Genomic DNA, 18306 nt, shown 5'->3' on the forward strand with positions numbered 1-18306 from the left:
TTAGTGGGCCACAGCGGCAGCGCCGTGTTCGTCGATCAGATGGCCGGTGTAAAAACGGTCCAGCGAGAACGGCGCGTTCAAGGGATGCGGCGCGTCGTTGGCGATCGTATGCGCGAACACCCAGCCCGAACCCGGCGTCGCCTTGAAGCCGCCCGTGCCCCAGCCGCAGTTGAAGTACAGCCCCTTCACGTCGGTCTTGCTGATGATCGGGCAGGCGTCCGGCGAGACATCCACAATGCCGCCCCACTGCCGGTTCATCCGGACCCGCGAGAACACCGGGAACATTTCCACGATCGCCTGCAGCGTGCCTTCGATGATGTTGAAGCTGCCGCGCTGGCCGAAGCCCGTGTACTGATCGACGCCCGCGCCGATCACCAGGTCGCCCTTGTCGGACTGGCTGATATACGCATGCACCGCGTTCGACATGATCACGGTGTTGACCACCGGCTTGATCGGCTCGGACACCAGTGCCTGCAGCGGATGGCTCTCCAGCGGCAGGCGCACGCCGGCCATATCTGCGAGCGTCGAGGTATTGCCGGCTGCGACCACCGCCACTTTTTTTGCCTTGATAAAGCCCTTGACCGTATCGACGCCCGTCACCGCGCCGCCTTCGCGGCGAATGCCTGTGACCTGGCAGTTCTGGATGATGTCGACGCCATGCTGGTCCGCGCCGCGTGCGAAGCCCCACGCCACCGCATCGTGGCGCGCCACGCCGGCGCGGCGCTGAATCGACGCGCCGAGCACCGGATAGCGGCTGTTGAGGTTGATCGTCGGCTCGATTTCCTTGATCTGCTCGGGTGTGATGAACTCGGCGTCCACGCCGTTCAGGCGGTTCGCATTCACCCGGCGCTCGGTGTCGCGCACGTCCTGCAGCGTATGGGCCAGATTGAGCACACCGCGCTGACTGAACATCACGTTGTAGTTGAGGTCCTGCGACAACCCTTCCCACAGCTTCATGGCCTTCTCGTACAGCGCGGCCGATTCGTCCCACAGGTAATTCGAGCGCACGATGGTGGTATTGCGCGCGGTATTGCCGCCGCCTATCCAGCCCTTCTCGAGAATCGCGATATTGCGCACGCCATGTTCCTTGGCGAGGTAATACGCGGTCGCGAGACCGTGGCCGCCGCCGCCGACGATCACCACGTCGTACTCGCGCTTCGGCTCCGGGCTTCTCCACTGCCGCTCCCAGTTCTCGTGATACGACAACCCGTTGCGGAACAAACTGAATATCGAATAGCGGCTCATGGGGTAAGTCCTCTCTTTAGCATTCGATGACGTTCACGGCGAGACCACCGCGCGACGTCTCCTTGTATTTGGTCTTCATGTCGGCGCCGGTTTCGCGCATCGTCTTGATCACGTTGTCGAGCGACACGTAGTGCTGGCCATCGCCCTTCAATGCCATGCGCGACGCGTTGAGCGCCTTGATCGCGCCCATCGCATTGCGCTCGATGCAGGGAATCTGCACGAGGCCGCCCACCGGGTCGCAGGTCATGCCCAGGTTGTGCTCCATGCCGATCTCGGCGGCGTTTTCGACTTGCGGCGGTGTGCCGCCCATGACGGCGGCGAGCGCCGCCGCGGCCATCGAGCAGGCCACGCCCACCTCACCCTGGCAGCCCACTTCGGCGCCGGAAATCGAGGCGGTTTCCTTGTAGATGATGCCGATGGCGGCAGCGGTCAGGAGGAAGGTGACGATGCCGTCCTCGTTCGAACCCGGCACGAACTTCACGTAGTAATGCAGCACCGCCGGAATCACGCCGGCCGCACCGTTGGTCGGCGCCGTCACGACGCGCCCGCCGGCGGCGTTCTCTTCGTTGACGGCCATCGCATACAGGTTGACCCAGTCGAGCATCGAGAGCGGATCGCGCAACGATTCCTCGGAGCGCAGGCGCAGGTTGCTGGAGAGATCCGCGGCACGGCGCTTGACGCGCATCGGGCCGGGCAGGTCGCCGCGCACCTTGCAGCCGCGCTCGACGCAGGCGGCCATGGTGCGCCAGATCGCAAGCAGACCCTCGCGGACCTCGGCGGGCGAACGCGAGGCGCACTCGTTGGCCATCGTTATCTCCGCTATCGAGAGTCCGCTTTCGCGGCACACCCGCATCAGATCGTCGCCGGTGCGAAACGGCCAAGGCACCTCGCCGCCCGCACGCACGCCGTTGACGCGATCGCCTTCGCGGTTCACCACAAACCCGCCGCCGACCGAGTAATACTCCTTCTCCACCAGCAGCTGGCCGTTTTCGTCGAATGCCTGAAAGCGCATTCCATTCGGATGAACCACGCCGGTGCCCGCCATCAGCTTACGGAAGAACGACAGATGCTCCTTCTCGTCGTACTGCACGCGGTGCTTGCCGAGCAGCAACAGCGCCTTCTCCGCGCGAATCTGCGCGAGACGCGGCTCGATCAGGTCGGGATCGATCGTATCGGGCAGATGCCCTTCGAGGCCGAGCAGCACCGCCTTGTCCGTACCGTGGCCCTTGCCGGTGGCGCCCAGCGAGCCATACAGCTCGACCTTGACGCGCCGCACGAAGGCGAGCAGGTTGGCATCTTCGATATGCGAGGCGAAGCGGCACGCGGCGATCATCGGGCCGACCGTGTGCGAACTCGACGGGCCGATGCCGATCTTGAACAGATCGAAGACGCTGACGTTCATGGGGGCTGCCTGGTGGTAAGGGGTCGGTTTGCCGGCCGGGGGATTGCCGCCTCGATGGCGGCGGCTCCTCCGGTCCGGGCGTCGGCGCGAACTTTCCGCGCAATCTCCTGTATGGCGTCAGTACACCAGCGCGTAAAATTGGCCGATAGAACAAAAGCGCCATCGCGTTGGGATGACGACGCCACCGGCCCATCAGGCCTGGCGGCGGTTCGCTTCTGCGATGGTTCGCGGCGGAAAAGCGCAAGTGGCTGCGGCGCGGATCAGCGACGCTAGGGGCATCGCGCGCCGGCGCCCGCGCGCGTGGCTGCCGGCTGCAACGCACAGCGCTCCTGCGTAAAACCACGACCGGCCGACCGGCCGACCCTCCGGCCCTCTAGCCTTTTAGCCCTGCTTTGGCTTGCTTTCTCTCCATGACGCACCCTGGCGCTGCCGCACCATGAAAACCGCAGAACCGTTACCGCTGACCTCCATCGACGGCGTCCCCAAGGAGCGCATCCGTTTCGGCATCGTGCTGCTGCCGAATTTCACGCTGACGGCGTTTTCCGGCTTCGTCGACATGCTGCGGCTGTCCGCGGACGAAGGCGACTACAGCAAGCCGGTGCGCTGTTCGTGGAGCGTGATCGGCGACACGCTGGCGCCGGTGCGCGCCAGTTGCGGCATCCAGATCACGCCATGGGAAACCTTCGAAACGGCCGAACCGTTCGATTACGTGGTGGTGGTAGGCGGCCTGCTGCACTCCGGACCGCAGGCGAACGACGAGACGCTGCAGTTCATCCGCCAGGCCGCACGCGGCGCCACCACGCTGGTCGGCATCTGCACCGGGGTGTTTGCGCTGATGCGCGCCGGTGTGCTGGACGAGCACCGCATCTGCGTAAGCTGGTTTCACTACTGGGATTTTGTCGAGCGCTTTCCGTCGGTGAATCCGGATGCGCTGATTGCCGACCGCCTGTTCGTGATCGACCGGCGGCGCATCACCTGCTCGGGCGGGCGGGCCTCCATCGATGTCGCCGCTGCGATCCTGTTGCGGCACTTCGAACACGCCACCGTACAGAAGGCACTGCGCATCCTGCTGGTCGGGGAAATGCAGAAAGGCAACGCGCCGCAGCCGCATCCGCCGGGCCTCGCGCCGGCTACGCATCCCAAGGTCAAGCGGGCGATCCTGCTGATGGAGCAGCACGTGGGGCGCGCGCTGCCGCTCGAAGAACTGGCCTGCAAGCTCGATATGTCGCCGCGCCAGCTGGAGCGGCTCTTCAAGGCGGAAACCGGCCGCAGTCCGCAGGCCTTCGCCAAGCAGGTGCGTCTGCGCACCGCCGCGTGGCTGCTGACCAGCTCGGATCGCACCGTGGCCGATATCGCGTCGAGCTGTGGTTTCTCCGACGCCTCCCACCTGGGCCGTGAATTTCGCAAGCAGTTCGGCGTGCCGCCCGTGATGTTCCGCGAGCAGCGCGGCGCCGTGCCGGCCGAGGACGCCGCGGTATTCGACGAGACGTTTCCTGGGCGTGTGGATATCTACTAAGTACACTTAAGCATTACGCCCGAAGCAACGAGGGCGGCCCGATACCGGAGCCGCCCTCGCAATCTGAAGCACTAACCCAGACTCAAGCCGCTTACTGCGACTCCTCCGCCCAAACGGTATTTTCCCGCGCCATCAGGGCCGTAGACGCTGCCGGGCCGAACGTGCCGGCCGTGTAATTACGCGGCCGCTCGCCCGATTTCTGCCAGCCGTCCAGAATCGGCTCCGCCCAGGCCCATGCTGCTTCCAGTTCGTCACGGCGCATGAAGTGTGTCAGACGCCCGCGAATCACGTCGATCAACAGACGCTCGTAGGCTTCCGCGCGCCGCTCCGTGAAGGCCTGCTGCAGATCGAGATTCAGGTTAACCGGCAGCATGTGCATGCCGCTGCCCGGCTCCTTGGCCAGCATCTGCAACTGGATCGACTCTTCCGGCTGCAGTTGAATCACGAGGCGGTTGCCATAGTGATGCGGGCCGCTCGGAATGATCGAGAACGGCATTTCGGAGAACTCGATAACGATCTCCGAGATCTTCTTCTGCAGCCGCTTGCCGGTGCGCAGATAAAACGGCACATTGGCCCAGCGCCAGTTGTTGATCTGTGCGCGCAGCGCAACGAAGGTTTCCGCGCGGCTGTTGGCCGGCACATTGTCTTCTTCCAGATAGCCCTTGACTGCCTCGCCGTCCACCGCGCCGGCCGTGTACTGGCCGCGCACGGTGTCCCGGGCGATATCGTCAGCTGTCATGGGGCGCAGCGAGCGCAGCACCTTGAGCTTTTCGTCGCGCACCGCATCCGGGTCGAGCGACACCGGCGGTTCCATGGCGACAATGCACAGCAACTGCAGCAAGTGGTTCTGCACCATGTCGCGCAATGCGCCGGTCTTGTCATAGAAGCCCGCGCGGCTGCCCACACCGACCGCCTCCGCCACCGTGATCTGCACGCTCTTGATATACGGCGCCTGCCACAGCGGGCCGAAAATCGCGTTGCCGAAGCGCAGCACCATCAGGTTCTGCACGGTTTCCTTGCCGAGGTAGTGGTCGATCCGGTAAATCTGCGCTTCGTTGAAATGGCGGCCGACGTCGTTATTGATATCCTGCGCCGAGGCCAGGTCGTGACCCAGCGGCTTTTCCAGCACCACGCGCGAGTGCTCGTCCACCAGACCGGCTGCCGACAGGTTGTCGCAGATGTTCGTGAACAGGTCCGGCGAGGTTGCCAGATAGAACACGCGCCGCACGCCGGGACGCGAGGCTTCCTTCAGGTTCTGATAGTCCTCCACCGAGTCGACGTTCATGCGCACGTATTCGAACAGCGCAAGGAATTTGTCCCACGCGGCGGCATCGAACGCCTTCTTTTCGATGAAGGGCTTGGCCTTCAATTCCATGAATTCGGTGATGTATTCCTCACGCGACCAGGGCTTGCGGCCAATCGTGAGAATGCGGGTTTCCGGCGGCAGATTGCAGTGCAGATGCGCCATGTATAGCGCCGGCAGCAGCTTGCGAAACGACAGGTCACCCGTACCGCCGAAGATGATCATGTCGAGCGGCAACTCAGGGGTGGCAGAAGCGTGTTGGGTAATCATGGCGCGGTGTCACCGTCGTGAAAGGCGTCGCGCAAGGCGACGCGAAAGGGCAAAAATGCCGGAGACCGGCATTTTCTGAGAAACGCCTATGGTGCAACGTTTTTGGATTGTTTGCACGCGACGCGCGGCTGACAGCCACGAAAATTTTTGCGCTTCAGGCGCCCTGCAAAGCACGACGGGCCACCCGGCAGGCGCCGAGGTCCCATGCCGCACAGCCCACGCTCTTGAATAGCACGGGCGTGCTACCCGCCGGCGGCGCCACGGTCCCGCCAACTACCGCCGCAATACCGGTCACGTTTGCCCAATCGACACCCGCCTGGATCAGATCGCCGGCTTCGTGGCGAGCGCCCGCCAGGTCGTCGACGAACAATGCGCTGCCATGCACGGTGCGTGCGCCGATCTCCAGCATCGCCGGGGTGAATGCGCCGACGCCGATCACCAGACGCTCAGCGCGCGGCGCTTCCTCGTAGACGGCCTGCCTGCTGGTGGTGAGGGCGATCACCACGTCCACGGAAGCGGGCGCCACGGCATCCACGAGTGGCTGCAACTGCCGGGCACGGCCGCGATGCGCGTCGCAAAACGCCTGAGCTTTCGCCGGGGAACTGGCCTTCACGTGCACCAGCGCCTCGGGAAACAGTTCGCCGATCGCCTCAAGATGGTTCGCGGCCTGGGTCCCGGTGCCGATCAGCAGAAACTCACGCGGCGCGCCGCGGCCCGACGCAGCACCCTTGAAGGTCTGCACCCCGAGCATCGACATGGCCGCTGTGCGCCGTCCGGTCACCGTCGGACCATCGAGAATAAACAGTGTCGCGCCGGTGTCGGCGTCGAAGGCCATCACCTGGCCGTGGATCGTGGCGAGGCCGCGCGGACCGTTGGCGGGACACACGTTGACCAGCTTGTGAATGGCGAGGTCGCTCGCCGTGGCGGGCATCGAGAGCATCACGCCGCCCTCGTTCAGCGGCACGACGAGCCGCTCCGGGCTCGCAATGCGTTGCTGTGCATAGTCGATTAGCGCGCCTTTGAGCGCCTCCACCAGTGCGGCGTAGGGCGTGAGCCGCGCGGTGGCGGCGGCATCGAAGATCGGCGTGGCCGGCTGGGTCATGGATGGTGCTCCGTCGGCGTGCGCCCTTCAGCGCACGAGAAAACCATACGTTAGCGGATCGCGCTCATCGACGATCCAGTTCGCGAAGCCGCAAATATGCGCATCGCCCTCGATTTCCGGAATCACCGCGTCGAAGCGCTCGAGTTTCGTTTCGGACAACACACGACCGCGGAAAATCGTGCCGATCACCGATTCGTTGACGAGCGTCTCGTCGCGTCCCAGTTCGCCGCGCAGATACAGTTGCGCGACCCGCCCCGCCGTCCCCGAGCCGGTTGGCGAACGGTCCACCTCACGGTCGGCGAACACGCAGCAATTGGCCTGGGTGGACCCCGCATGGCGCGGTACGTTGTCGATAATCGTGCCGTAGATATGGTTGATTTCGGGGATATGGGGATGCACGACCTTGAACGCCTCATTAGCCGCGCGCTTCACTTGCGCGCCGAACTCGATCAGGCGGTCCACTTCCGCCTCGCGCACGTTCAGATCGAATGGCTTGCCTGAGGTGTAGAAGTAGAACGCACCGCCGAAGGCGATATCGCCGGTCACGGCTCCGAAGCCCGGCGTATGCACCGTCACGTCGCGCTGCCAGATAAACGAAGGCACGTTGACGAAGCGCACACCGCCCGCATGATCGCCGTCCCACTTGACGAAGGCTTCGATAAAACCGCATGGCGCGTCGATGCCTACGCGCGTCTCCGGCTCGGTCCGCTCGACCCAGCCGAGCGCCACCGCCGCAGTCGCCAGCGCGATCACACCGTGGCCGCAATGGTCGCTATAGCCTTCGTTGTGCACGAAGATGATGCCGAAGTCGGCGCCCTCGCTCACCGGCTCGGTGAGGTAGCCGCCGTACATATCCGCATGGCCGCGCGGCTCGAACATGAGCGCGCGGCGCAGATGGTCCTGATGCTCCTTGAGCCAGCTGCGCCGCTCGACAAGCGTCTTGCCGGGAAACTTCGGCAGTCCGCTGGTGACGATCCGGAACGGTTCGCCGCCGGTGTGCACCTCGACCGTGCTGATGACGCGATTCAGTTTCATAACGCCTGGCGAGCCTCTTTCGCGTACGGCGCAACGGCCGAAAATGCATCGATAAGAACCATCCTGTTGTCTCCATCTGTTCTATACTGGATCAAAATGTAGACCAGCTTTGGTTTTGTTTCAACCAATTTCAATATTCTGAAAGCAATCTGGTTCAGATCGAGATCACCCGCCCCCACCTATGGAAAACACGTTTCGCCCGAAGCAGATCTACGAGCAGGTTGCCGAGCGCATTCGCGCCGAAATCCGCAGCGGCCAGTTCGCCGCGGAAGCGCGCTTGCCCTCGGAGCGCGAACTGGCCGCGCATTTCAACGTGGGACGCCCGGCGGTACGCGAGGCGATCGGCGCGCTGCAGAACGAAGGGCTTGTAATCACGCGGCGCAACTCGGGCACCTATGTCTGCGCGGACGCGCCGCAGCGTCTGGCCGCGGCGCCGCTGCAACCCGCTTCGCTGGCCGATCCGGACTTCAGCCCGAGCTCCACGCTGGATGTGCGTCTGATCCTCGAACCGGCTATTGCCCGGCGCGCGGCGGCGCATGCGCAGCGCGACGAGCTGGCCGAGCACTACCTCGCGCAGATGGATTCGATTGTGGACGTGAGCGACCCGGCGCAGCGCGTGCTCTGGAACAACAGCGACCGCCTGTTTCACCGCCAGCTTGCGATGATGACGGGCGACGCCCTGCTGGTGAAGATCGCCGACGAAGTGGCGAAGACCATGGACCAGCCGCTCTGGAAACGGCTCAAGGACGACGGCATTTACGATGCCGGGCGAATCCGCCTGTATGTCTCGGAACACCGGCTGATCTATGAGGCGATTGTCGGCGGCGACGCGGACGCGGCCGCGTTCTACGTCGAGCAGCACATCATGCGGGTGCGGCGCGATATCGCGCCGAAGTGAAGTTTAGGGCCTCGGCCAGACATGGCGCGCTTACTGCGCCGAATCTTTGCTGGCGTTGCCGGAGGCGTGTCCGCCCTGCTTGAACATCGCGCGGCAAGCCGGGCTCAGTTCGCTGATGTGCTGCTTCATGCAGGCGGTGATTTTGTCCTTGTTGGGAATGTCCTCGCTGCAAAAATGCATCGCGTCGCTGCGGCAGGCCTTTTCCTGCTCGTCGCGAGTGTCGGCGCTCGTTTCGCTGACCGCCATCAGCGCAAGGAAACCGATGGCGAAGAAAGCTTGGTATCGTTTCATTGAGGCTCCGGGTTAGCAGGTCGATCCGCGGTGCCAATTGCGCACCACCCGCCTGTCCCTCAGCAGAATTCGGGCCTGCTGAACGGGCATGCGCCTGCTGCCCTGACCATCCCGTTCAGCGAGCCGCGCGGGTCAGCGTCAAGCCGCGCCCAGCGTAAAAGCGCGCCATGGTTGCAAACGGCAGATAGACATCGCTTTGATACGGCGCGATGCCCGACGGATTGTGAAACCACACGCCCTCGGCATCGCGCCCATGCAGCAGGATCAGATGGCCGCCGCGCTGGGCATTCGGCGCATCCGGATAGCGGATTTCCGCGCTCACCGAAACGATCGCCAGCGTGTCGCTGTCAAGCCGCGCGGCCATTTCCTCCAGCGTGGCCTCGGGCCACACCTGCACCCGCAAGCCGAAGGCGCGCTCGGTCCAACTCGCGAACGGCCGGTAAATCAGTCCGTCGACGCCACCGTCCTCGCGCATCCGGTACACCTCGTGGCGCAGCGCTTCGTCGAGCAAGGCCGCGCGCGGTGCGTGTCCGATGCCCCAGAAGTCGAGCGCCGATTCCAGGCAGGTCAGGCCGCACAGGCGCTGCGCCCAGAAACGGTAATGGTCCGGCTCGGTAAAGCCGCTGCGTTGCCATGCGGGGTCGTCACAAGGGTCCGCGTCGTCTTCGACGATGGGCCGCACCCATTCGGGACTTCCCCATTGCGAGTAATACGGCACGCCGGTATGACGAATAATGTCGTGTTTCATGAAGGGCATCAGGTTGTCTGGAAAGGTGCTCGCAAAAGCAATCGCGCTATGCTCGCATGAAAGACCACAATGGATCACACTTCATTACAAGTCGCTGCCGTTTTCCCCGGTAAAATACGCAACGCACATATGGCTTAACCTCGCCGCCCAACCGGCTCGAGGCTGCTGCCCGAGCAGACCCGCGGCATCCCGCTGCGGCTGTGCGAAAGCAGCAACGCCGCGTTTTTTTGCTGTACATTTGCTCTCCCATGCGTGGCCGGTCGGCTCGCAAAGAAAGCGGTGCGAAGCATCGCTGTCAAGCCTTATCGCGTCCTACACCCGACACATTTATAAAGACGGACCACCACGCAGCATGGCCAACGAAGCAACCTCACCTGACTCCATCGCAGTCGCGGAACGCGTGCGCGAGTTGATGAGCCGTCACGGCATTGGTAAGCGGCAGCAGACCACGGAGTTGTGCCGCATTCTCGACCTGAGTTTTTCTCAAGGGCACCGCAAACTCCGCGGCAACAGTCCGTGGACGTTATCGCAGATCAAGAAAGTCGCCGAGGTGTTCGGCGAGCCGGCCGCGCAACTGTTCGGCGCGCAATCGCTCGACCCCGGCATGGTGGGCGCCATCGCCCAGGAAGCCGTGTTCTCCATCGGCGGCATCGAACTCGCCTGCACTGCCTGGGTTGGCGCGGCACTGGAACCGGGCAGCCGCCCCGAATTCGTCGCCTATTCGAAGCAGGGGCAATGGCGTGTCACGCGTCACGATGGCGCGCTCTATCAAAGCGCCTTCGAAGTTCACAAGATTGAAATCTATCCGCGCCGCGCGGAAGCCGACAAGCCGCTGATCGCGGTGGTCGACGACGACCAGGCCTCGGCCGACAACCTGCGCGACTATCTCGATCGCAGCGGCTTCGGCGCGGTGGCCATCTACGGTCTGGCCGCGTTCGTCGAGCAGTTGCAGACCCAGGTGTTCGACGGCGTGGTGATCGACTGGCTGTTCGGCACGCAGACCTCCGCGGCGGCAATTCGCGCGGTGCGCGCTTCGGAGAATCCGGACGCGCCCGTGTTCGTGCTGACCGGCGAACTGCTGACCGGCAAGGCCAGCGAGTCCGAGATCAGCGAGATCATCCGCGATTACAACGTGGCGTGTTATGAGAAGCCCGCGCGCATGGCCATTCTCGTGGCCGACCTGTCGAAGCGGCTGAACCGCGCCTAGGCGTTTGCTTTTGGCGCTCCCGGCATCGGACCGGGCGGAAAGCGCGGCGTGATATCGGCATCAAGCCAGCATCACGCCAGCATCGAGCCGCCTGTCAAACCGTGCTGCGCAGCCAGCGCCCGTTGCAGCGCACCGCGCAATTCCTCGTAGTGCACCGGCTTCACGAGGTACTCGAAGAATGGCGCCGTGTCGGCGGGCGGCGCCTCCGGTGCATAAGCGCTGATCGCAATCACGGGTGCGCCGGAAGACGGTCCGCTGCGGGCGCTGAATTCCGCGAAGAACGCGTAGCCATCCTGATCCGGCATGTGCAGGTCCAGCAACATCACGTCGCAGCGCCGCAGGTCGAGCCACGCCAGCGCATCTTTGGCATTCGCCACAGCGGTCGCCTCGTAGCCCATATGCGTAATCATTTCCCACAGCGACTCGCGAATCAGGCCGTTGTCGTCGACGATCAGCACCTGTGAGCGCTCGCGGTCCTGCGCGCTCGCCGCCGTCGCATCGGGCGGCACGGCCGGCTCGACCGGCCCCACCGGAATCGTCACCGTAAAGGTGGTACCCTGGCCCACCTCGCTTTCCACCGCGACGCTGCCGCCGAACAGCTTCAGTAGCCCCTGCACGATCGCGAGACCCATGCCCGCTCCCTCGAAACGCCGCGTACGCGAGCCGTCGAGCTGGGTGAATTCCTTGAACATCAACGGCAACTGCTTGGGCGGCACGCCCGGCCCGGTGTCGCTCACCACGATGGTCAGCACCGCCAGCCGCTGCGCGAGCCGCACCCGCACCGAACCCTTCTCGGTGTAGCGAATCGCGTTGGTCACGAGGTTGCTGACGATCTGACGGATCCGATGCGGATCGGAGTCGACCGGTCCGGTCAGGCCGCTCGCCTCGCTTTCGAGCGCAAGCCCGCGGGCGTGCGCGGCCGGCATGTGCTCGTCGACGATCGACGCCAGCAGCTCGCGCGGCTCGAATTGCTCATAACGCAGTTCGAGCTTGCCGGCGCCAAGGCGCGCGTAGTCGGTCAGGTCGCGCATTTGCGCTTCCAGATGCCGCGCCGCGCTTTCGAGCCTCTGGATCACCTTGCGGTCGGCTTCGGACTGGAAGTTAAAGCCCAGCAGTTCGATCGACGACACGATCGCGTGCAGCGGCGTGCGCAACTCATGGCTGATCATGCCGAGAAAAGCGTCTTTCGCGAGGCTGGCCTCGCGCGCAGCGCGGGTCGCCTGGTGCTCTGCTTCGAGGGCGGCGCGCTGCTGGCGGATCAGGCGGCTACGGCGCCGGCCGTTCACTACCAGCAGCAGCGTAGCGGCGGCCGACAGCAGCACCAGCATGAACCCCGCGGCAAACAGCATGCGCCGCTTGTCGATAAAGTCGCGGCTGAGCGCTTCGCGGTCGGCGACGTCGGCAAAACGGCGCGTCAAGGCGAGATCGTTGACCTCCTGCCAGTGTGCACGCAACTCGGCGACAATCTGGTCCGCCTGGCGCGGATCGCGCGGCAACGCATCGAATTCGGGCTCGAGCTTGTCCAGCATCACCTCGAGCGTGTGGATTTCGCTCTCCTGCCGCTGCAGCAAAGCGAGCTGGCTTACCAGCATGCGCGTGGAGCCGGCCATCACATGCAGCTTCGACTGCAGCACTTCGTAGCGCAACTGCAGCCGCGGATAGTCGACATCGGTGCCGCCGCGGTACAGCAGCAACTGGTTCTCCAGTCGCGCGTAGGCGATCTGCAACTGCGCGGCGTCCCAGTAGTAGCCGTCGTACGTGCCCGTGAGCAACTGCGTGGAGCGCGGGTTGAGCAGGTTGGCGTACATCAGATAGCCAATCGCTGCAAGCGGCGCGGCGAGCGCGGTGGCCCAAACGGCCGCCAGCAGCCAGCGCCGCAGCCGGTGCGGCATTACTTGACGATCAAGCCCTTGATTTGCCATACAAATTTCGAGTCCGCGTCGGCGCCCGAGAGTTCCGTGGGAAAGGCGTCGCGCGGATAGATAATAAACAGCGGTCCGAAGTCGCTGACCTTTAAACGCTTGCCGTTCATGCTGTACGCGACGATGACCCCATAGCGGTCGCAATCCGACACAGGAATGGTTTCCGCATAGTCATCGAGCGTGCGCACCTCGATCTGGCTGCCGTGCGCGCCCACCAGCTTCAGGATATCCGCGAGCAACGGACCTGAGAAGGTCGAACGGGGCGTCCATGTGGTCGAGGTGGTAATCGAATGAACCGGCAGTGCCAGAAGCTGTGCCTCCGTGACGTGATAAACCTTGTGCGACGGATCATTGATGCTGGCGATCGCGCCCGACACGTCGAGCGCGAGCGGCGCAGCCTGGGCAAACCCCGCCCCGAGCGCCATGGCGAGGCACGCGATCCATCGCGCGCCTTTCTTGTAGTAGTGCATTTCAACGGCCTTTTTCATCTGTTTTTTTGTCTTTTTTGCCGGCGCGCAATGGCCGGACCGCCCGCATGATATCGCCAAACGGACGTGCTGCAAAAAGCCCCGAAGCGCGCCCTGACACCGCTCACTCCTTGCCGTCCGCGAGGCGCAGATGGCGCGCCGCGCGCTGCGAGGCCACCATGATCAGCTTCATGGTCGCCCGCGTGGCGCCGACGAACAGCTTGCGGGCGCTGCGCTCGTCGAAGGTTTCGAAATCGACCTCGGTCAGGATCACGCAGGGCGCCGACTGGCCCTTGAAGCGGTAGATCGATTCCAGCAGCACGTCGCCCTCGCGATACTCCGGATTGCCGAACAGGTCGTACTTGCCGGTGAAGCTGCGCACGCGGTGCGGTCCGAGCTGGTCCAGTGAGCTCAGCACGGAATTTTCGCGGCCGCGGAACGACAACACGGCAATGTCCTGCTTGCGGAACCCTAGCGAGAGCGCCTGGGTAATCGCGCGCTTGGTGGCGTCGATACAGCCTTCGGCCGCGTGCGCGGCGTCGTAAGTGGAGAGCGACAGGTCGGAGCCGTCGAACGGGCTGCCCGAGGCCAGCGCCGCCGCAAACGGCACCTCGGCGCCCACCACGTCGCGCACGTAGTCGAGAATGTCGCGCGGGCTGCGGTAGTTCGTCGTCTCCTTGAGCGTGGTCCAACCCGGCAGGTCGACCGGCGCGCGCATATAGAGGTTCTGCAGCGGATCCTCCAGCCACCACCATGCCGCGCCCGGGCGCAACAGCCGTTCGAGCGCGGCGACCCACGGCTGCTGGAAATCCTGCCCTTCGTCGACGATCAAGACATCGAACTGCCAGCGCGCGTCGATCGGCGTGTCGACGAAAATCTGTTCGAGCTGATTGAAGATATCGTCGGCCTGGAAGTCGGGGTTGCAGCCGCCGTCGCGGGCAATCCAGTCGCACAACTGGTGATAGTTCGCCACTTTCGCTTCGGGCGGCGCCACCCGCGCGATATGGTCGGCGAGCGGCCGGTTGAAGCACACGTATAACGGCCGCTGGCCGCGCGCTACCGCGTCCTTCATCACCTGCACGGCCAGTTGCGTCTTGCCTGAGCCGGCCGTGCCGGCCACCCGCAGACGGAACGGCGTGAATTCGAGGCGCCGCGCCCACGTGGCAAGACCGCCGGCCAGACGCGTGACGAGCGTGCCCGCCTGGCCGACCAGTGCGCTGGCGTCCGGGGTCAAGGCCAGTTCGTCGGCGAGAAAGTGGTGAATCTTCGCGGCGCAGGCAAGGCGCGGCTCGTCGGCCGGCAACGCCTCGCGAATGACGGCGGCAAGCCGCTCCTTGCGGGTCGCGTCGACAATTCGCGCCGGGTTGACGCCGGCAATCGCCGCGTCCTTGACGACGTGATCGGGGCAGTAAAGCAGTTCCTCGATGAAATACGTGCCAGCGCCGAAGGCCGCGGTAAACCGCCGATGCATGCCTTCGATAGTGCGCGCCAGCGCGATTGCCACATTGCGCTCGGTCTGCAGGTAGACCTTGACGAGCCCCTTGGGCGTCTCGCGCAAAAAGCCGGTTTTCTGCTCGACGATCATCACGCGCCCGGACGGGCTGACAATCACAAAGTCCGCTTCCCCGAACACCGAGAAGCCCTGGTTGAGCCGCGTCCAGTGCACCCCGTGATACACGGTGTAAGCGTCGGGCAAGGCGCTTTCCAGCAGCGCAAGGGTTTCGCGTTCGCGCGCGGCGGCGCCGGTGGCAGCGAGGTTCTTCCAGTCGTCGGGGACAATGCGGGCCATGCGATGCCTCGTCGTATTCGGGTGTGCCCATTGTACGCAACGACCTTGCGGTTCCGGCATCGGCCAATCGGCAGAAGGTAATTACAAGGTGCTTCGTGTATCGTTGCTGCTTGAACGCCGCGCCCACGTGCGGCTTGCCAACCATGAAATGAGGATTTGCCGGATGATTACGATCTGGGGACGCGCCAACTCGGTCAACGTTCAGAAAGTGCTGTGGTGTTGCGACGAACTCGTGCTGCCGTACGAGCGCATTGATGCGGGCATGCAGTTCGGCCGCAACAACGAGCCGGAATACCTGGCAATGAATCCCAACGCTCGCGTTCCGACCCTGGTCGACGGCGACTTCGTGTTGTGGGAGTCGAACTCGATCCTGCGCTATCTGGTCATGCAATACGCCCCGGCGAGCCCGCTCTATCCGCCGGAACCCAGGCAGCGCGCGAGCATCGACCGCTGGCTCGACTGGTCGCTATCCACCCTGCAACCCGCCGAGCGTCCGGTCTTCTGGGCACTCGTGCGCACGCCGGCCGCTGAGCGCGACACGGCCAAACTCGCCACGGACTTCGCCGCCGTCGCAGTGCTGTGGAAACTGGTCGACGCGCATCTGCAAGGCCGCTTCTTCCTCGAAGGCGAAAAATGCTCGCTGGCCGACCTCGTGATCGGCGCTTACGCGAAACGCTGGTTCGGACTGGAAGGCATCGAGCGTCTGCCGCTGCCGAACCTCGAGCGCTGGTACTCGCGCCTCGCCACCCGCGCCGGCTTCAAAAAGTACGTCGACTTTCCGCTGACCTGAACGCCCCACACCTGACATGACAATCACGCTTTACGCCTGGGGCACGCCAAATGGCCGCAAGGTCAGCGTCGCCCTCGAAGAGATGGAACTGCCCTACACGGTGGTTCCGGTCAACATCGGCAAGGGGGAGCAGTTCCAGCCCGAATTTCTGCGCATCAGCCCGAACAACAAGATTCCGGCCATCGTCGATCCGGACGGGCCGCCGGTCGCGGGCGGCGTCCCGGGTGCGGCCGGCGCAGCGGGCGGCGCGGGCGCGCCGGTCAGCGTGTTCGAATCGGGCGCGATCCTGCTCTATCTGGGCGAAAAGACCGGCAAGTTCCTGCCGGCCAGCCTGCGCGAGCGCGTGCCAGTGCTCGAATGGCTGATGTGGCAGATGGGCGGCTTCGGTCCGATGCCCGGCCAGGTGCACCACTTCGCCGCGCTCGAAGCAGAAGCCGACCGCCGCTACGGCCTGAAGCGCTTCTCGGACGAAACGCATCGCCTCTATGGCGTGCTCGACCGGCGGCTCGCGGAGGCGGAATTCGTCGCGGGCGAACTCTCGGTGGCCGATTTCGCAATTCTCGGCTGGGCCTGGCGGCACGAACGCCATAAGGTCGACCTCGCCAGCTACCCCAACGTGCGGCGCTGGTACGACACGCTGTTCGCGCGCCCCGGCGTGCAACGCGGCTTCGCGGTAAAGCTGGACAACGTATGAACGGGCAACATCACGCGGCACCGCACCTGAATCAGGACATCACTACCACGCTCGCCACGGCACAGCAGAAATTCAGCACTGGGCAACTGACGGAAGCAGCAGACCTGCTGCACGGCATCCTCGCACTGCAACCGGACCACGGCGAAGCGCTCGAAGGGCTCGGCTATATCGCCGCCAAACAGGGCGATCATCAGCGCGCCGCGGACTATGTAACACGCGCGTTGCAGAACATGACGGCTTCGCCCGAGCAGATTTACTTCGCCGCGCATGTATGCCAACTGGCCGGCCGTCATGCTGACGCGGTCGCGCTGTTCGAGCGTTGCCTCGAGCGGGCGCCGGATCACGTGCAGTCGTTACACGGCGCGGCGCTCTCGCTCACGAAGCTCGGCGAAAACGACCGCGCGCTGCGCTACTTCGAGCGCCTCACCGCGCGCCATCCGCAGCTCGCCGAGGTGCATTACAACAAGGGCAGCCTGCTCGGCGCGATGGGCCGCTACGATGAAGAACTGGCGGCATACCGCAAGGCCATCGCCCTCAAGCCTAACTTTGGGCAGGCTTACGTCAACGTCGGTGTGGCGCTGCGCGACCTGCACCGTTTTGATGACGCCCTGCTGCAGTTCAAGAAGGCCCTCTCGATCGATCCGAACGACGCCGGCGCGCGCACCAATCGCGCACAAACCAATCTCCTGCTTGGCGAATTCGAGCACGGCTGGCGCGAATACGAATGGCGCTGGCGCGACGGCACCGCCAGCCACGGGTTCGACCCGGCGACGCTGTGGACCGGCGCACAACCCCTTGCCGGCAAGACGGTGTTCGTCCACCACGAGCAGGGGTTCGGCGACACGCTGCAGTTCGTGCGCTTCACCGACCGGCTGAGCGCCGCCGGTGCCCGCGTGGTGTTGCGGGTGCAGGACGCCCTGCTGCCGCTGTTGCGCAGGTATCCGGGAGTCGCCGAGGTGATCGGCGAAAGCGCGCCGGTTCCGCCGTTCGACTACCACTGCCCGACCATGAGTCTCGCGTTCGCGCTGAAGGTCCGCGCGGCCGACCTCGCCGCAGCGGTTCCCTATCTGGGCGCCGACGCCGCCCGCATCGCGCAGTGGAACACGCTGTTCGACACGGCGCATGACACGGACAGTGACTCCACGCGCCGGTCCCGTGTCGGCATTGTATGGTCCGGCAACCCGGGGCATGTGAACGACCGCAATCGCTCGATCGCGCTGGCACAACTCGCCCCACTGTTCGAAGCCAAAGCGAGCTTCGTCTCGCTGCAAAAGGTGGTGCGCGACGGCGACCGCGCGAGCTTCACCTCGCTCGCGCAACGCGGCGCGCTGCTGGACGTGGCCGGGCGCCTTGAATCCTTCGCGGACACGGCAGGACTGATCGCGCACCTCGACCTGGTAATCAGCGTGGATAGCGCCGTCGCGCATCTGGCGGGCGCGCTCGGCAAACCGGTCTGGATTGCGCTGCCGTTCACGCCCGACTGGCGCTGGCAACTGAAGCGCAACGACAGCCCGTGGTATCCGGGGGTGCGGCTGTTCCGGCAGAACGTGCGCGGCGACTGGACCCATGTGGTGGCGGAAATCCGCGCGGCGCTGGACGGCTGGCGAGGCGCTTGAGGCGGAACGGT

At 64.6% G+C, this 18306-nt stretch carries 16 protein-coding genes; 6 read left to right on the forward strand and 10 right to left on the reverse strand.

Going from position 1 to position 18306, the window contains the following annotated elements; all coding sequences use genetic code 11:
• Complete coding sequence (locus FFS45_RS13610) at positions 1-1245, reverse strand: sarcosine oxidase subunit beta family protein (RefSeq protein WP_137955166.1); 1245 nt, start codon at positions 1243-1245, stop codon at positions 1-3.
• Positions 1246-1261: 16 nt separating this feature from the next.
• Positions 1262-2647 (reverse strand): L-serine ammonia-lyase, encoded by a 1386-nt coding sequence (locus FFS45_RS13615; RefSeq protein ID WP_137955167.1) that lies wholly within the window; start codon positions 2645-2647, stop codon positions 1262-1264.
• A 436-nt stretch (positions 2648-3083) separates the two neighbouring features.
• Here FFS45_RS13615 and FFS45_RS13620 point away from each other — a divergent pair, with 436 nt between their 5' ends.
• Complete coding sequence (locus tag FFS45_RS13620; protein WP_137955168.1) at positions 3084-4163, forward strand: GlxA family transcriptional regulator; 1080 nt, start codon at positions 3084-3086, stop codon at positions 4161-4163.
• Between the two features lie 91 nt (positions 4164-4254).
• Here FFS45_RS13620 and zwf read toward each other — a convergent pair whose 3' ends face one another.
• The 3 genes from zwf to lhpH form a co-directional block, all read right to left on the reverse strand.
• Positions 4255-5736, reverse strand: a complete 1482-nt coding sequence (gene zwf / locus FFS45_RS13625) for a glucose-6-phosphate dehydrogenase (RefSeq protein WP_137955169.1) — start codon at positions 5734-5736, stop codon at positions 4255-4257.
• 154 nt (positions 5737-5890) lie between these two features.
• Complete coding sequence (gene lhpI, locus FFS45_RS13630) at positions 5891-6838, reverse strand: bifunctional Delta(1)-pyrroline-2-carboxylate/Delta(1)-piperideine-2-carboxylate reductase (protein ID WP_137955170.1); 948 nt, start codon at positions 6836-6838, stop codon at positions 5891-5893.
• Between the two features lie 27 nt (positions 6839-6865).
• Positions 6866-7873, reverse strand: a complete 1008-nt coding sequence (lhpH, locus tag FFS45_RS13635) for a trans-3-hydroxy-L-proline dehydratase (RefSeq protein WP_137955171.1) — start codon at positions 7871-7873, stop codon at positions 6866-6868.
• Positions 7874-8054: 181 nt separating this feature from the next.
• Between lhpH and FFS45_RS13640 the strand changes: the two genes are divergently transcribed.
• Positions 8055-8771 (forward strand): GntR family transcriptional regulator, encoded by a 717-nt coding sequence (locus tag FFS45_RS13640; RefSeq protein ID WP_137955172.1) that lies wholly within the window; start codon positions 8055-8057, stop codon positions 8769-8771.
• Positions 8772-8801: 30 nt separating this feature from the next.
• Here the strand turns inward: FFS45_RS13640 and FFS45_RS13645 are convergent, their stop codons facing one another.
• Positions 8802-9062, reverse strand: a complete 261-nt coding sequence (locus tag FFS45_RS13645; RefSeq protein WP_171029649.1) for a hypothetical protein — start codon at positions 9060-9062, stop codon at positions 8802-8804.
• A gap of 115 nt (positions 9063-9177) precedes the next feature.
• Positions 9178-9810, reverse strand: a complete 633-nt coding sequence (locus FFS45_RS13650; RefSeq protein ID WP_137955173.1) for a C39 family peptidase — start codon at positions 9808-9810, stop codon at positions 9178-9180.
• A gap of 352 nt (positions 9811-10162) precedes the next feature.
• Here FFS45_RS13650 and FFS45_RS13655 point away from each other — a divergent pair, with 352 nt between their 5' ends.
• Positions 10163-11017 (forward strand): helix-turn-helix domain-containing protein, encoded by an 855-nt coding sequence (locus FFS45_RS13655; RefSeq protein WP_137955174.1) that lies wholly within the window; start codon positions 10163-10165, stop codon positions 11015-11017.
• A 71-nt stretch (positions 11018-11088) separates the two neighbouring features.
• On the opposite strand, the gene FFS45_RS13660 is transcribed toward FFS45_RS13655, so the two are convergent.
• The 3 genes from FFS45_RS13660 to FFS45_RS13670 form a co-directional block, all read right to left on the reverse strand.
• The gene (locus FFS45_RS13660) at positions 11089-12939 is read right to left on the reverse strand and encodes an ATP-binding protein (protein ID WP_137955175.1); all 1851 of its coding nucleotides are present in this window, start codon (positions 12937-12939) and stop codon (positions 11089-11091) included.
• Positions 12909-13364, reverse strand: coding sequence for a molybdopterin-dependent oxidoreductase (locus FFS45_RS13665; RefSeq protein ID WP_249362775.1), 456 nt, complete (start codon positions 13362-13364; stop codon positions 12909-12911). Before FFS45_RS13665 ends, FFS45_RS13660 begins: the two co-directional genes overlap by 31 nt.
• Positions 13365-13530: 166 nt before the next feature.
• Positions 13531-15195 carry an ATP-binding domain-containing protein gene (locus FFS45_RS13670; protein WP_137955177.1) on the reverse strand — a complete coding sequence of 555 codons (1665 nt, stop codon included), beginning with the start codon at positions 15193-15195 and terminating at the stop codon, positions 13531-13533.
• Positions 15196-15358: 163 nt separating this feature from the next.
• On the opposite strand from FFS45_RS13670, the gene FFS45_RS13675 reads away from it, so the two are divergent.
• Genes FFS45_RS13675 through FFS45_RS13685 form a run of 3 tightly spaced genes read left to right on the forward strand, consistent with a single transcriptional unit; the run spans position 15359 to position 18295 of the window.
• Positions 15359-15985, forward strand: a complete 627-nt coding sequence (locus FFS45_RS13675) for a glutathione S-transferase (RefSeq protein WP_137955178.1) — start codon at positions 15359-15361, stop codon at positions 15983-15985.
• 16 nt (positions 15986-16001) lie between these two features.
• Entirely contained in the window at positions 16002-16679 is a 678-nt protein-coding gene (locus tag FFS45_RS13680) for a glutathione S-transferase family protein (protein WP_137955179.1), read from the forward strand.
• Positions 16676-18295 (forward strand): tetratricopeptide repeat-containing glycosyltransferase family protein, encoded by a 1620-nt coding sequence (locus tag FFS45_RS13685; RefSeq protein WP_249362772.1) that lies wholly within the window; start codon positions 16676-16678, stop codon positions 18293-18295. The genes FFS45_RS13680 and FFS45_RS13685 overlap by 4 nt, the downstream gene beginning before the upstream one ends.
• Positions 18296-18306 lie beyond the last annotated feature (11 nt).

Source organism: Burkholderia sp. 4M9327F10, from assembly GCF_005503145.1.
In the GTDB taxonomy this organism is placed as follows: domain Bacteria; phylum Pseudomonadota; class Gammaproteobacteria; order Burkholderiales; family Burkholderiaceae; genus Paraburkholderia.